The 12,815-nt window shown below is 69.4% G+C and carries 11 protein-coding genes and 1 riboswitch; of the genes, 8 read left to right on the plus strand and 3 right to left on the minus strand.

The annotated features are described in order from the left end of the window. The 6 genes from RCR19_RS31140 to RCR19_RS31165 all read left to right on the plus strand — a co-directional run bounded on the left by RCR19_RS31140 (position 1) and on the right by RCR19_RS31165 (position 5,709). On the plus strand, positions 1-867 hold the full coding sequence (locus tag RCR19_RS31140) for a DUF881 domain-containing protein (protein ID WP_331268130.1): 867 nt from the start codon (positions 1-3) through the stop codon (positions 865-867). A gap of 148 nt (positions 868-1,015) precedes the next feature. After that, positions 1,016-1,801 carry an FHA domain-containing protein gene (locus tag RCR19_RS31145; protein ID WP_079050207.1) on the plus strand — a complete coding sequence of 262 codons (786 nt, stop codon included), beginning with the start codon at positions 1,016-1,018 and terminating at the stop codon, positions 1,799-1,801. Positions 1,802-1,819: 18 nt separating this feature from the next. Continuing rightward, positions 1,820-2,575: a MerR family transcriptional regulator gene (locus RCR19_RS31150; RefSeq protein WP_331268131.1), complete on the plus strand. Its 756-nt coding sequence runs from the start codon at positions 1,820-1,822 to the stop codon at positions 2,573-2,575. Between the two features lie 84 nt (positions 2,576-2,659). Next, entirely contained in the window at positions 2,660-3,133 is a 474-nt protein-coding gene (locus RCR19_RS31155; RefSeq protein WP_004002801.1) for a bifunctional nuclease family protein, read from the plus strand. Between the two features lie 490 nt (positions 3,134-3,623). Further along, the gene (locus RCR19_RS31160; RefSeq protein ID WP_331268132.1) at positions 3,624-4,259 is read left to right on the plus strand and encodes a MerR family transcriptional regulator; all 636 of its coding nucleotides are present in this window, start codon (positions 3,624-3,626) and stop codon (positions 4,257-4,259) included. A 52-nt stretch (positions 4,260-4,311) separates the two neighbouring features. Beyond that, positions 4,312-5,709, plus strand: coding sequence for a DNA polymerase IV (locus RCR19_RS31165; protein ID WP_331268133.1), 1,398 nt, complete (start codon positions 4,312-4,314; stop codon positions 5,707-5,709). A 95-nt stretch (positions 5,710-5,804) separates the two neighbouring features. Here RCR19_RS31165 and RCR19_RS31170 read toward each other — a convergent pair whose 3' ends face one another. Continuing rightward, entirely contained in the window at positions 5,805-6,173 is a 369-nt protein-coding gene (locus RCR19_RS31170; RefSeq protein ID WP_059126598.1) for a PRC-barrel domain-containing protein, read from the minus strand. A 114-nt stretch (positions 6,174-6,287) separates the two neighbouring features. Then, a riboswitch (glycine riboswitch) is annotated at positions 6,288-6,383 on the plus strand. A gap of 177 nt (positions 6,384-6,560) precedes the next feature. On the opposite strand from RCR19_RS31170, the gene gcvP reads away from it, so the two are divergent. Beyond that, positions 6,561-9,446 carry an aminomethyl-transferring glycine dehydrogenase gene (gene gcvP, locus RCR19_RS31175; protein ID WP_331268134.1) on the plus strand — a complete coding sequence of 962 codons (2,886 nt, stop codon included), beginning with the start codon at positions 6,561-6,563 and terminating at the stop codon, positions 9,444-9,446. 93 nt (positions 9,447-9,539) lie between these two features. On the opposite strand, the gene RCR19_RS31180 is transcribed toward gcvP, so the two are convergent. Next, positions 9,540-9,743, minus strand: a complete 204-nt coding sequence (locus RCR19_RS31180; RefSeq protein ID WP_059126858.1) for a DUF5999 family protein — start codon at positions 9,741-9,743, stop codon at positions 9,540-9,542. A 392-nt stretch (positions 9,744-10,135) separates the two neighbouring features. Beyond that, positions 10,136-10,726: a hypothetical protein gene (locus RCR19_RS31185; RefSeq protein WP_059126600.1), complete on the minus strand. Its 591-nt coding sequence runs from the start codon at positions 10,724-10,726 to the stop codon at positions 10,136-10,138. A 544-nt stretch (positions 10,727-11,270) separates the two neighbouring features. On the opposite strand from RCR19_RS31185, the gene RCR19_RS31190 reads away from it, so the two are divergent. Then, complete coding sequence (locus RCR19_RS31190; RefSeq protein WP_331268135.1) at positions 11,271-12,788, plus strand: glutamate-cysteine ligase family protein; 1,518 nt, start codon at positions 11,271-11,273, stop codon at positions 12,786-12,788. The last annotated feature ends 27 nt before the right edge of the window (positions 12,789-12,815 follow it).

A 12,815-nucleotide genomic window follows, 5' to 3' on the forward strand; every position in this document is an offset into this window, starting at 1 on the left:
ATGAACAACGAGGAAGAGACTCCCGAGACGCCGCGGGGCCCCGAGCACCGGTTGCGCAAGGAACTGCCCCAGGAGAGGCCGGCGGACGCCGACGCGCCCGGGGCGGTGGAGGAGCCGGCGGGGCCGGAGGAGCCCGAGGCGGCGCTCACCGGCCGTCAGCGCCTTGCCCAGGGACTGTGGCCGCCGCGCGTGTCGCGGGCCCAACTCATCGTCGCGCTCCTGCTGTTCGGCCTGGGCTTCGGTCTGGCCGTCCAGGTCGCCTCCAACAGCGACAGCGGCAGCGCGCTGCGTGGCGCACGCCAGGAGGATCTCGTACGCATCCTGGATGAACTCGACGACCGTACTCAGCGTCTTCAGGACGAGAAGCAGGGACTCGAGGACCAGCGGTCCGAGCTGGAGAACAGCTCGGACCGGGCCGAGGAGGCTCGCAAGCAGACCGCCGAGAAGGAGAAACAACTCGGCATTCTCGCGGGCACGGTGGCGGCGCAGGGCCCCGGCATCACGATGACCATCCAGGACACGAAGGGAACGGTCCAGGCGGACATGCTGCTCGACGCGATCCAGGAACTGCGCGCGGCCGGCGCGGAGGCGATCCAGGTGAACGGGGTGAGGGTCGTCGCAAGCACCTACCTCTCGGACTCCGGGAAGAGTGTGAGCGTCGACGGGAACAAGATCACCCAGCCCTATCGTTTCCAAGTCATCGGCAAGCCCCAGGACCTCGAGCCCGCGCTCAACATCCCCGGAGGCGTGGTGCAGACACTGGAGAAGGAGCAGGCCACAGTCGCCGTGGAGCGTTCCACGAAGATCGTCGTGGATGCCTTGCGGGCGGCCGAGCAGCCTGACTACGCTCGATCGTCCTCCCAGTGAACCGGGGGTGCATGGAGGCCGTCGGGCAAGGGCATGAGGTTGCGGGGGGTCGGCGCACCGAATGGGGGGTGCGTGGTGGAAACTGTCTGGTGGATACGGACGTTGTGAGGATGTCCGGGTCGGTCGGTGTATGTAATCAGGGTTCGTCCTGCCCCACGGGCGGGTCTGTTTCGGTCAAGGGGAATCGCCCGTGAAGTTGTTTGCGAAGTTGTTCGGCAAGAGCACGCGAGAGGGTGGCGAGAACGCGACTGCCCGCCATCGTGCCCAGCCGGGAGAAGCAGAGGGGCACCGCCCCCTGTTCCGGGACCAGGTCGCTGGTCCGGGTGGTGGCATTTCGGGAGGTCAGGGCGCGGCGTCTGTTGACCCCGGTGCGTCCGGACCCATAGGTTTCGGGGACATGTCGGCCCTCGTGTGTACAAGGTGCGGTCACCGCAACGCGGACAACAGCCGCTTCTGCTCCAACTGCGGTGCGCCGCTGCGACCGGGTGCGGTCCCGGAGCGTGCGTCGGAGACGACCTCCACGATCTCGATCTCGGGTCTGGAGGCCTACGACGCGGAGGCCACCGGTCAGACGTCGGTGCCGACGCTGTCCCCCGAGGCGCAGGCGGCCGTCGACGCGCTGCCGGCCGGTTCGGCGCTGCTGGTGGTGCGCCGCGGTCCCAACTCGGGCAGCCGCTTCCTGCTGGACAGTGATCTGACCACGGCGGGGCGTCACCCCCAGAGCGACATCTTCCTGGATGATGTGACTGTCTCGCGCCGGCACGTGGAGTTCCGGCGCAGCCCGGACGGGTCGTTCACGGTGGCCGACGTCGGCAGCCTGAACGGTACGTACGTCAACCGTGAGCGCATCGACCAGGTCGCGCTCACCAACGGCGACGAGGTGCAGATCGGCAAGTACAGGCTGGTCTTCTACGCGAGTCCGCGGGGCATCTGACCCGCCAGGGAAGGGTCCATGCTTCACACACCGAGCGGCGGTGCCGACAACGGCACCGCCGCCACGGGCAACGGGCCGATGAGCATCGGCGTCGTGCTGAACGTGCTGCGCGAGGAATTCCCGGAAGTCACCATCTCCAAGATCCGCTTCCTGGAGTCCGAGGGGCTCATCGAGCCGCAGCGCACGCCTTCGGGGTACCGCAAGTTCAGCAGGCGCGACGTCGAGCGGCTCGGTCATGTGCTGAGGATGCAACGGGACCACTATCTGCCGCTCAAGGTCATTCGCGAGCATCTTGACGCCCTGGAACGGGGCGAGGAGGTCCGTCTCCCGTCCCTGGGCCGTCCGCGTGACCCGGGCGAGGGCGAACCGCTGGGGGACCTTCTGGGCGAGACCGACTCCGCCTCGGTCGCCCGGATCGCCCGTGACGAGCTGCTGACCGCCACCGGGATCAGCGTGGAGCAACTCGAGGAGTGGGAGTCGTACGGCCTGGTCGTACCGCTTCCGGAAGGTGTGTACGACGCGGAGAGCATCACGGTGGCCACTCTCGTGGCGGAACTGGGCCGCCATGGGATCGAGCCCCGTCACCTGCGGGTGATGAAGGCGGCGGCGGACCGTGAGGCGGGGCTCGTGGACCAGGTGGTGGCCCCGCTGCGACTCCACCGCAACCCCCAGACCAGGGCGCATGCCGAGGCGCGCGCCAAGGAGCTGGCCGGGCTGGCGGTGAAGCTGCACGCCGCTCTGATCCAGTCCGCGCTGGGTGTGCGGCTGCCCTGAGCCGGGCTGTTCGCCGTGGGCGGATCAATGGGCCGATCTGTGCCCGACTACCCAAACATCCCGGGCACGGCCTAGGGTTGCTGTGTGAACGAGCTCGATGTCGTAGGTGTCCGGGTCGAGATGCCCTCCAACCAGCCGATCGTGCTCCTGCGCGAAGTGGGAGGCGACCGCTACCTCCCCATCTGGATCGGCCCGGGGGAGGCGACGGCGATCGCTTTCGCCCAGCAGGGCATGGCCCCGGCGCGGCCGCTGACCCACGACCTGTTCAAGGACGTGCTGGAGGCCGTCGGCCAGGAGCTCACGGAAGTGCGCATCACGGATCTGCGTGAGGGCGTCTTCTATGCGGAGCTGGTGTTCGCCAGCGGTGTCGAGGTGAGCGCGCGCCCGTCCGACGCCATAGCGCTGGCGCTGCGCACCGGCACGCCGATCTACGGCAGTGACGGAGTGCTCGACGACGCGGGCATCGCGATCCCGGACGAGCAGGAGGACGAGGTCGAGAAGTTCCGCGAGTTCCTCGACCAGATCTCCCCCGAGGACTTCGGCACCAGCAGCCAGTGACGGTCTCCCCTCGCAAACGGGCCGGAGGATGTGTGCCGGTCGGGGATCGTGTGATGCGAGTGCCTGGTGTGACTCCGGGGATTCGTGCGTCCCATGTGGTGCCGGAGATATGCCGTTGACGGTCGTGCTCGGTCTGGAGTCCTGATTGGGAACCGGCTGCCCGGAGCCGGCGGGGCCGTGCAGGTGCCGTCATGTCGCCGGAGTGCCGCGGACAGTCGCCGGTCGGGACGGCCGACGAGGATCGGTCGCCTCAAGATCGTTGAACGGGTGTGGCGGGAGGCGCACGTGGGCGCGCACTGAAGCACATGCCGGGGGCTCGTGCCACATCTCGGAGGCCGCCGCCGAAGCATTCGGCTAGCCTTTCCCCGCGGAAGGGCGCGGGAAACCACTCCTAGGGTGATTATCACTCGGCGTGCCGAGTGTGGCGATCGTTGACGTGCCCTTGGTGACTGCCTACCGTCGAGAAGGCAGGTCAAGGACGGAGGTCGGCGTGAGAATCAGCGGCGGCGGTACGGCTGGGGGTGCCCCCGGACGGAGTCTGGGGGAGAGTGGCCCGCACCCGCTTCACGGCAGCGCGACCGGCTCCGCCCCTCAGCGGCCGACGCCCGTGCCGGGCGACGAGGGGGCGGCTTCCCAGCAGATGGGCTATCGAGGTCCGACGGCGTGCGCCGCCGCGGGCATCACCTATCGTCAACTGGACTACTGGGCCAGGACGGGGCTCGTCGAACCGAGCGTGCGACCCGCTTACGGATCGGGGACGCAGCGGCTCTACAGCTTCCGGGACGTGGTCGTCCTGAAGATCGTCAAGCGCTTTCTGGACACCGGGGTCTCCCTGCAGAACATCCGCACCACCGTGCAGCACCTCAGGGAGCGCGGCTTCCGCGACCTCGAGCGGATGACGCTGATGAGCGACGGCGCGACGGTGTACGAGTGCACGTCGCCGGACGAGGTCCACGCCCTGCTCCAGGGCGGCCAGGGCATCTTCGGAATCGCCGTCGGCGTGGTGTGGCGGGACGTGGAGAGCGCGCTCTCCCAGTTGCACGGCGAGCGCATCGACACCGGCGAGACCATCGTCGGCCACCACCCCGGGGACGAACTGGCACGGCGGCGCAACCGGGCCGTCTGAAGGGCGCCGGGACCCAGGCGAATTGTCAGTGGCGTAGGGCAGCATCGGAGATGTGAGAACCGCGCCCACGATCCTGCATCTCGACATGGATGCCTTCTACGCCTCGGCGGAGCAGGCATCCAAGCCGAGTCTGCGCGGCAAGGCCGTGATCGTGGGCGGGCTCGGTCCGCGCGGAGTGGTGGCCACGGCCTCGTACGAGGCGCGGGTCTTCGGAGTGCACTCGGCGATGCCGATGGCCCAGGCACGCCGCCTCGCGCCGCACGCCGCGTATCTGGTGCCGCGATTCGGCTTCTACCGGGAGATCAGCGAGCAGGTGATGGCGCTGCTGAGGGCGCTGTCGCCGCTGGTGGAGCCGTTGAGCCTGGACGAGGCGTTCGTGGATCTGGAGGCCGGGGGAGCCGCCTGGGACGAGGAGTCGGCTCGCCGCACGGGGATGAAGCTGCGCGCGGACATCCGGGACAGCACGGGCCTGACGGGCTCGGTGGGGCTCGCCGCCTCCAAGATGCTCGCGAAGATCGGCTCCGAGGAGGCCAAGCCGGACGGCCTGGTGCTGATCCGTCCGGGTACCGAGCGCGCGATGCTCGGCCCGATGCCGGTGCGTACGTTGCCGGGTGTCGGTCCCGCCACCGGCGACCATCTGCGCCGCGCCGGGATCACCACGGTCGACGAGATCGCCGAGGCGGGCGAGGACGAACTCGTAAGACTGCTGGGCAAGGCCCATGGGCACGCCCTGTACGCCATGGCTCTCGCTCAGGACGAGCGGCCGGTGGTGGCCGAGCGGGAGACCAAATCGGTGTCGGTCGAGGACACCTACGACGTGGACATCCACGACCGGGTGCGCGTCGGGCTGGAGGTGCAGCGGCTCGCGGACCGGTGCGTCCGCAGGCTGCGGGAGGCCGGTCTGTCGGGTCGCACCATCGTGCTCAAGGTCCGAAGGTACGACTTCTCGACGCTGACCCGGTCCGAGACCCTGCGCGGGCCCACGGACGATCCCGCGGTGGTGCGGGAGGCCGCCGGGCGGCTGCTGGAGTCCGTGGACACGACCGGCGGGGTGCGGCTGCTCGGCGTCGGGGTCAGCGGCCTCGCCGACTACACCCAGGAGGACCTGTTCGCCCAGGCCCACCTTGCCGCTGGGGACGTACGCACCGAGGAGCACCCGGAGGAGGGGGAGGCGGCCGAGACGGCCGAGGAGGTGCCGGCTGAGGTCCCGGAGCACATCTGGCGCGCGGGTCAGGACGTCCGGCACGCCGAGTACGGTCACGGGTGGGTGCAGGGCAGTGGTCTCGGCCGGGTCACTGTGCGGTTCGAGACACCGCAGTCGGAGCCGGGCCGCGTGCGTACGTTCCGCACCGACGACCCCCGTCTCGAGTCGGCGGATCCGCTGCCGCTGGTACCCCGAAGACCCGAGCCCACGGAGCCGCGGACGGTGGCATCGAGGACCGGGGACTGACGACCACGGGACGGGCCGAAGCCGGCACAACCGCGATCGGAGCGGCCACGATTCGGGGCGGGCCGGTTGTCAGGGGCGCCGGGTGCGCATGGCCTTCAGGTCTCGTCCGACCCCGCCAGATGCCCGAAATCGCGGTCCGGCGGTGGGGGAGAGGTTACGTCTAGCCCGTAGTGGTGGTAGAGCTGCAGTTCCTGCTCGGGGGAGAGATGGCGTCCGACGCCGAAGTCGGGAGCGTCCTTGATCAGGGCCCGTTCGAAGGGGATCCACAGCGCGCCCTCCACGAGCTCGCTGGGTTCCAGGGGGACGAAGGCGTCCCTGCTGAACAGGCCCGTTCGTATGGCCGCCCACTCGGGCGCTCCGGTCGCGTCGTCGAGATAGACCTCGTCGATCGTGCCGATCTTGTTTCCGTTGCGATCGAACGCCTTGCGGCCGATCAGACTCCGCGGATCGATTTCGGTCTTCACGGTCCCTCCAGCAGGTCGCAACGCATCCGTAAGCACTACGAAAGAGCACATTGGGGAAGGCGGCCACTCGAAGGTGCCTGTGTTGTCCCCGCTGGTAGTCTGGCTAGCGGCTGCTGACCCCGTGCGGGAGAGTCCTCCGGAGTGAACCGGAGGCGCCGAAGGAGCAAACCCTCCCCGGAATCTCTCAGGCACACGTACCGCACGGACGAGGTCACTCTGGAAAGCAGGGCGGGTGTCGACGGCTTCCGCTCTCACCGACGGTGAAAGCCGGTGCTCCTTCGGGCGGACCGGTGAAGCTCTCAGGTTGAGATGACAGAGGGGGAGGCCGTCGGGGTACCCGTGCCGTGGTGCCCCTCGAAGGTCGTGTCAGACCAGGAGGCCTCCGCAATGACCGCCCACCGCATTCCCCTCGCCGAGCTCGAACGAGGGACGCCCTTCGAGCAGCGCCACATCGGTCCCGACCTCGAGGCCCGCGCGAAGATGCTCGCGCAGGTCGGCTACGGCTCGCTCGACGAGCTCACGTCCGCAGCGGTCCCGGATGTGATCAAGAACACGGACGCCCTGGACCTGCCGGGTGCGCGCACCGAGCGCGAGGTGCTGGCCGAGCTGCGCTCGCTCGCCGATCGCAACCAGATCCTCGACTCCATGATCGGCCTCGGCTACTACGGGACCTTCACGCCGCCGGTGATCCTGCGGAACGTGATGGAGAACCCGGCCTGGTACACCGCGTACACGCCCTACCAGCCGGAGATCTCCCAGGGCCGCCTCGAGGCCCTGCTGAACTTCCAGACCATGGTGGCCGACCTCACCGGTCTGCCGACCTCCGGCGCCTCCCTCCTCGACGAGGGCACGGCCGCCGCCGAGGCGATGGCGCTGTCCCGCCGCATGGGCCGGAACAAGAAGGGCCTCTTCCTGATCGACGCGGACGCCCTTCCGCAGACGATCGCAGTGATCCAGACCCGTGCCGAGCCGACCGGCGTGGAGGTCGTCGTCGCCGACCTCGGCGAGGGCATCCCGGCCGAGATCGCGGAGCGCGAGATCAACGGCGTACTGATCCAGTACCCGGGCGCCTCCGGTGCCGTGCGCGACATCAGGCCGGTCGTCGAGCAGGCACACGAGCTGGGCGCCGTCGTCACCGTCGCGGCGGATCTGCTGGCGCTGACCCTGCTCACCTCGCCCGGTGAGCTGGGCGCGGACATCGCCGTGGGCACCACCCAGCGCTTCGGCGTGCCGATGGGCTTCGGCGGACCGCACGCCGGATACATGGCGGTGCGCGAGAAGTTCGCCCGCAGCCTGCCCGGCCGGCTCGTGGGCGTCTCCGTGGACGCCGACGGCCACAAGGCCTACCGCCTCGCCCTGCAGACCCGTGAGCAGCACATCCGTCGCGAGAAGGCGACGAGCAACATCTGCACCGCACAGGTGCTGCTCGCCGTGATGGCCGGTATGTACGCCGTCTACCACGGGCCCGAGGGCCTGCGGACCATCGCGCGGCGCACCCACCGGTATGCGGCGATACTCGCCGCGGGTCTCACCGCCGGCGGGGTGGAGGTCGTCCACGGCGCCTACTTCGACACCTTGACCGTGCGGGTGCCCGGCCGCGCCGACGCGGTCGTCGCCACCGCACGCGAGCGCGGGGTGAACCTGCGCCTCGTCGACGCCGACCATGTGTCGATCGCCTGCGACGAGACGACCGGACGGGCCCAGCTGGCCGCGGTGTGGACCGCGTGCGGGGTCGAGGGCGACATCGAGGCGCTGGACGCGGACACCGAGGACGCGCTTTCCGAGGGCCTGCTGCGCAGCGACGACTACCTCACCCACCCGGTCTTCCACCAGCACCGCTCCGAGACCGCGATGCTGCGCTATCTGCGCCGGCTGGCGGACCGGGACTACGCGCTCGACCGGGGCATGATCCCGCTGGGGTCCTGCACCATGAAGCTCAACGCGACCACGGAGATGGAGCCGGTCACCTGGCCCGAGTTCGGTCAGCTCCACCCGTTCGCGCCCGCCGAGCAGGCGCAGGGCTACCTCACGCTCATCCGTGAGCTGGAGGAGCAGCTCGCCGAGGTCACGGGCTACGACAAGGTCTCCCTGCAGCCCAACGCCGGTTCGCAGGGCGAGCTGGCCGGTCTGCTCGCCGTACGCGGCTACCACCGCGCCAACGGCGACCACCAGCGCACCGTCTGCCTCATCCCGTCCTCCGCGCACGGCACCAACGCCGCCAGCGCGGTGATGGCCGGCATGAAGGTGGTCGTGGTGAAGACGGCCGAGGACGGCGAGGTCGACATCGCGGACCTGCGGGCCAAGATCGAGCAGTACCGCGACGAACTGTCCGTACTGATGATCACGTACCCGTCCACCCACGGTGTGTTCGAGGAGCACGTCGCCGACATCTGCGCGGCCGTGCACGAGGCCGGCGGCCAGGTGTACGTCGACGGCGCCAACCTCAACGCCCTGGTGGGCCTGGCCAAGCCGGGCCACTTCGGCGGCGACGTCTCGCACCTGAACCTGCACAAGACGTTCTGCATCCCGCACGGCGGCGGCGGTCCGGGTGTCGGCCCGGTCGGTGTGCGCGCGCACCTGGCGCCGCACCTGCCGAACCACCCGCTGCAGCCGGCGGCCGGTCCGGAGACGGGCGTCGGCCCGATCTCGGCCGCTCCGTGGGGATCCGCGGGCATCCTGCCGATCTCGTGGGCGTACGTCCGCCTCATGGGCGGCGAGGGTCTCAAGAGCGCCACGCAGGTGGCCGTGCTGTCGGCCAACTACATCGCCAAGCGCCTCGAGCCGCACTACCCGGTGCTCTACACCGGTCCGGGCGGCCTGGTCGCGCACGAGTGCATCATCGACCTGCGCCCGCTGACCAAGGCGACCGGCGTAAGCGTCGACGACGTCGCCAAGCGGCTGATCGACTACGGCTTCCACGCGCCGACGATGTCGTTCCCGGTGGCCGGCACGCTGATGATCGAGCCGACCGAGTCCGAGGACCTCACGGAGATCGACCGGTTCTGCGACGCGATGATCGCCATTCGTGCCGAGATCGAGAAGGTGGGCTCGGGCGAGTGGCCCGCCGAGGACAACCCGCTGCGGAACGCCCCGCACACCGCCGCCGCACTGGGCGGCACGTGGGAGCACGCGTACACACTCGAGGAGGCCGTGTTCCCGGCCGGGGTCTCGGCCGCGGACAAGTACTGGCCGCCGGTGCGTCGCATCGACCAGGCCTTCGGTGACCGGAACCTGGTCTGCTCCTGCCCGCCGCTGGACGCCTACGAGGAGTAATCGGCCTTCGGCATGCGTCGGGGCCGGTTCGGAGCGTATGTCTCCGGGCCGGCCCCTTGTATGTCAGGGCAGCGACTGCCCCTTGTGCGCCGCTCAGGCGGCGGTCATCACCTCGGTGCCCATCGGGCGGTGCGGGGCGATGATCTGACCGTCGGGCAGAAGCTCACCGGTGTCCTCGAAGAGCAGAACGCCGTTGCAGAGCAGGCTCCATCCCTGCTCCGGGTGGTGCGCCACGAGACGGGCGGATTCCCGGTCGGCGGATTCGGCTGTCGGGCACGGTGGCTGGTGCTGGCACATGGTGGATGGGATCTTTCGCTCTGTCGTGATGTCCGGGATGGCTGTCGTATCTGTCCTGCGGCTCTTCCGGTCGTTCATGGCCGCCCCCCGTCGCTGATGCTTCGGTCTGAACCCAGTGTTGCCCCACGGGCGTCGATCCGCAGGGATTTCGCAGCACCGCTCCTCACAGGTTCATGACGCATCACCCTGGCGGACGGTTCATCCCGATTCGGCGGTCACTTCGGGTGGTTCGCGATGGCCGCAAGGGGCTAGTCCGTCTGGTCCGACCAGCGCTTTGTCCCTCGTACGAGCGTGAGGTGGCACGAACGAGCGACACCGCCCGTCCTCGGCGACCCGGGACGCACCGTGCCCCGCGGCCGTTTCCGGCGGCGGGGCACGGTAGGGAGCGATGGCTACGCGGGAGTCGGTGAGCCGAGCAGCGGAGCGCGGGTGATGCGGTGCGTGAGTACCGGCAGCAGGTCGGCGACGGTGTGCGGGAGATGGGAAGCGATCCCGGGCGGCGCGGGCGCGAGCGGCACGAGGAGGTCGGTCGCTGCGGGAGAACCGGTCGCCCCGTCGGCGGTGCAGTCCCCGTGCAGCCAGAGCGTGAGCATGTACAGCTCCGGCACGGACAGCAGTCGTGCCTGGTAGGGCTGTGCCAGGGCCTCCGCCTGGCGCAGGGCTCGCTCGGTGGAGGTGACGTACGGGCCCTCGAAGAAGTGCGAGAAGGCCCAGCCGTCCGGAGTCAGCATGGTCTCGGCTGCGGCCACGGCGCGATCGCCGCTGCGGATGAGGAAGCGCCATCCGGCCAGACGGGTGACGGGGGCACCCGCCGGGGTGATGCGGTCCAGAACATGGACCGGCAGCGGGAGTTCAGGTGTCGCGGGGCCCTGGGCGCTGCGCAGGGACGGGGTGGGGGCCTCGCGGACCGCGGTGGGGGAACCGAGTGCCGTGAGGACGGAGCGGAGGGCGGGCGCGGGAGCCAGGGGGACATGCAGCAGCATCGTGGGTCGCCTCTCATTCGGCAGGCACGGTGACGCGAAGGCGTGGGTGGGGCGGGCGGACAGCGCTGTCAGCTCTCGGGGTCGCAGGGGCGGGGGAATTGTGCCCGGACGAATGGCGGCACTTTTACGCCAGGGTTCAGGGGCCGCCAGTGCCAACTCTCTACCCCGTGCGGAAAGTTTATACGACTCGTGTTCATGCAGTGTTTCGTCTAGTCGTTCCGCAAACGACCGGCAAGGAGATATCCGGTCAATGAAAGGCGGGAATCGTCCCGACGTCCGACGGGTGTCGAGGCTCCGACCTCGGAATACTCGTCCGTGGCGGACGGCCGGTTCTCGTCGGCGTTTTTCACCACATGCCTTCGCAGTGAAACTGCGTTGTGCCCCATGCCTCGTGAATGTGCCGCAAGCCGCCGGCTCCCAGCCTAGCGTGCGACAGTGCCGCTCGGGGACGTTATCGATCGCGTTGCCGGGGCATCATCCACCGAGACCCGATGGACAGCAGCGGCCGAATCGTCGGCCTACCCATCTCAGGAGGGACGCTTCGATGGGAGAGAAGGTCGTGGCGGGGCCGTTCGACCTGTCCGATCGGCAGCGCCACCGCGGCAAGCTCAAGCAGTGTCTCGCGGGGCTGGCGCGACTGCTGGAGGAGAAGCGGTTCGATCGACCAAAGAACCTGATGGGCCTGGAGATCGAACTGAATCTCATCGGATCCGACGGCATGCCGAGAATGTTGAATGCCCAGGTCCTCGAAAGGATTGCGAGCCGCGATTTCCAAACAGAACTCGCCATGTTCAACCTGGAAGTCAACATAGCTCCACACCGACTGGGCGGCAGTGTATTCGATCAGCTCGCCGAGGAGCTGCGCACTTCTCTCGCATATGCCGACCGCAAGGCGCACGAGGTCGATGCGGGAATCGTGATGATCGGTATTCTGCCCACGCTCGACCGCGACGACCTGGTCTCGTCCAACCTTTCCGCGGTCGACCGCTACACCCTGCTCAACGACCAGATCGTGGCCGCGCGCGGCGAGGACTTCAGGCTCGACATCGAAGGGGTCGAGCGGCTGGAGTGCACCTCGGGCTCGATCGCGCCCGAAGCCGCCTGCACATCGGTCCAGCTGCATCTGCAGGTCACCCCGGGGCGGTTCGCGGACGTCTGGAACGCCGCCCAGGCCGTCGCGGCGGTCCAGGTGGCGCTGGGCGCCAACTCGCCGTTCCTGTTCGGGCGTGAGCTGTGGCGCGAGTCCCGGCCGCCGTTGTTCCAGCAGTCCACCGACACCCGGCCGCCCGAACTGCAGGCGCAGGGAGTGCGACCGCGTACGTGGTTCGGGGAGCGCTGGATCACCTCGGCGTACGAGCTGTTCGAGGAGAACCTGCGCTATTTCCCGGCGCTCCTGCCGATCTGCGACGACGAGGACCCACTGCGCGTCCTCGACGACGGCGGTACGCCCACGCTCGCCGAACTCGTCCTGCACAACGGCACCGTGTACCGCTGGAACCGGCCCGTGTACGGGATCGCCGACGGAGTTCCGCATCTGCGGGTCGAGAACCGGGTGCTGCCCGCCGGACCCACCGTCATCGACGTCATCGCCAACACGGCCTTCTACTACGGTGTCGTCCGCGCCCTGGCCGAGGAGCCGCGACCGGTGTGGACACGGCTGCCGTTCGAGGCCGCCGCCGCCAACTTCGACACGGCGTGCCGGTACGGCATCGAGGCGCGCCTCCAGTGGCCCCGGCGGGGGCGCCACGGCGGGATCACCGAGGTGGACGCCGTGGACCTCGTACGCGACGAGTTGCTGCCGCTCGCCCATGCGGGTCTGGAGGCCTGGGGCGTCGAGCCCGCCGACCGGGACCTCTACCTCGGGGTCATCGAGCAACGGTGCCGGCTGCGGGCCAACGGCGCGAGCTGGCAGGCCGCGACTTTCCACCGGGCCCTCGAACAGGGGCTCGACCGGCAGGCCGCACTGGCCGCGACGACGAGGCGGTACCGCGCGCTGATGCATGTCGGCGAGCCGGTGCACACCTGGCCCGTAGGGTTGCCGGAACCGGTGCCGCTGGGGTGAGCGAACCGTCGGCCGACGCGGCGGGCC

Source organism: Streptomyces sp. WAC07094, from assembly GCF_036320405.1.
GTDB lineage: Bacteria > Actinomycetota > Actinomycetes > Streptomycetales > Streptomycetaceae > Streptomyces > Streptomyces lannensis.

Coding starts and splice junctions, on each gene's coding strand:
- gcvP (WP_331268134.1), top strand. CDS start 6,561: ATGACCGCCCACCGCATTCCCCTCGCCGAGCTCGAACGAGGGACGCCC.
- RCR19_RS31180 (WP_059126858.1), bottom strand. CDS start 9,743: ATGTGCCAGCACCAGCCACCGTGCCCGACAGCCGAATCCGCCGACCGG.
- RCR19_RS31190 (WP_331268135.1), top strand. CDS start 11,271: ATGGGAGAGAAGGTCGTGGCGGGGCCGTTCGACCTGTCCGATCGGCAG.
- RCR19_RS31150 (WP_331268131.1), top strand. CDS start 1,820: ATGCTTCACACACCGAGCGGCGGTGCCGACAACGGCACCGCCGCCACG.
- RCR19_RS31185 (WP_059126600.1), bottom strand. CDS start 10,726: ATGCTGCTGCATGTCCCCCTGGCTCCCGCGCCCGCCCTCCGCTCCGTC.
- RCR19_RS31140 (WP_331268130.1), top strand. CDS start 1: ATGAACAACGAGGAAGAGACTCCCGAGACGCCGCGGGGCCCCGAGCAC.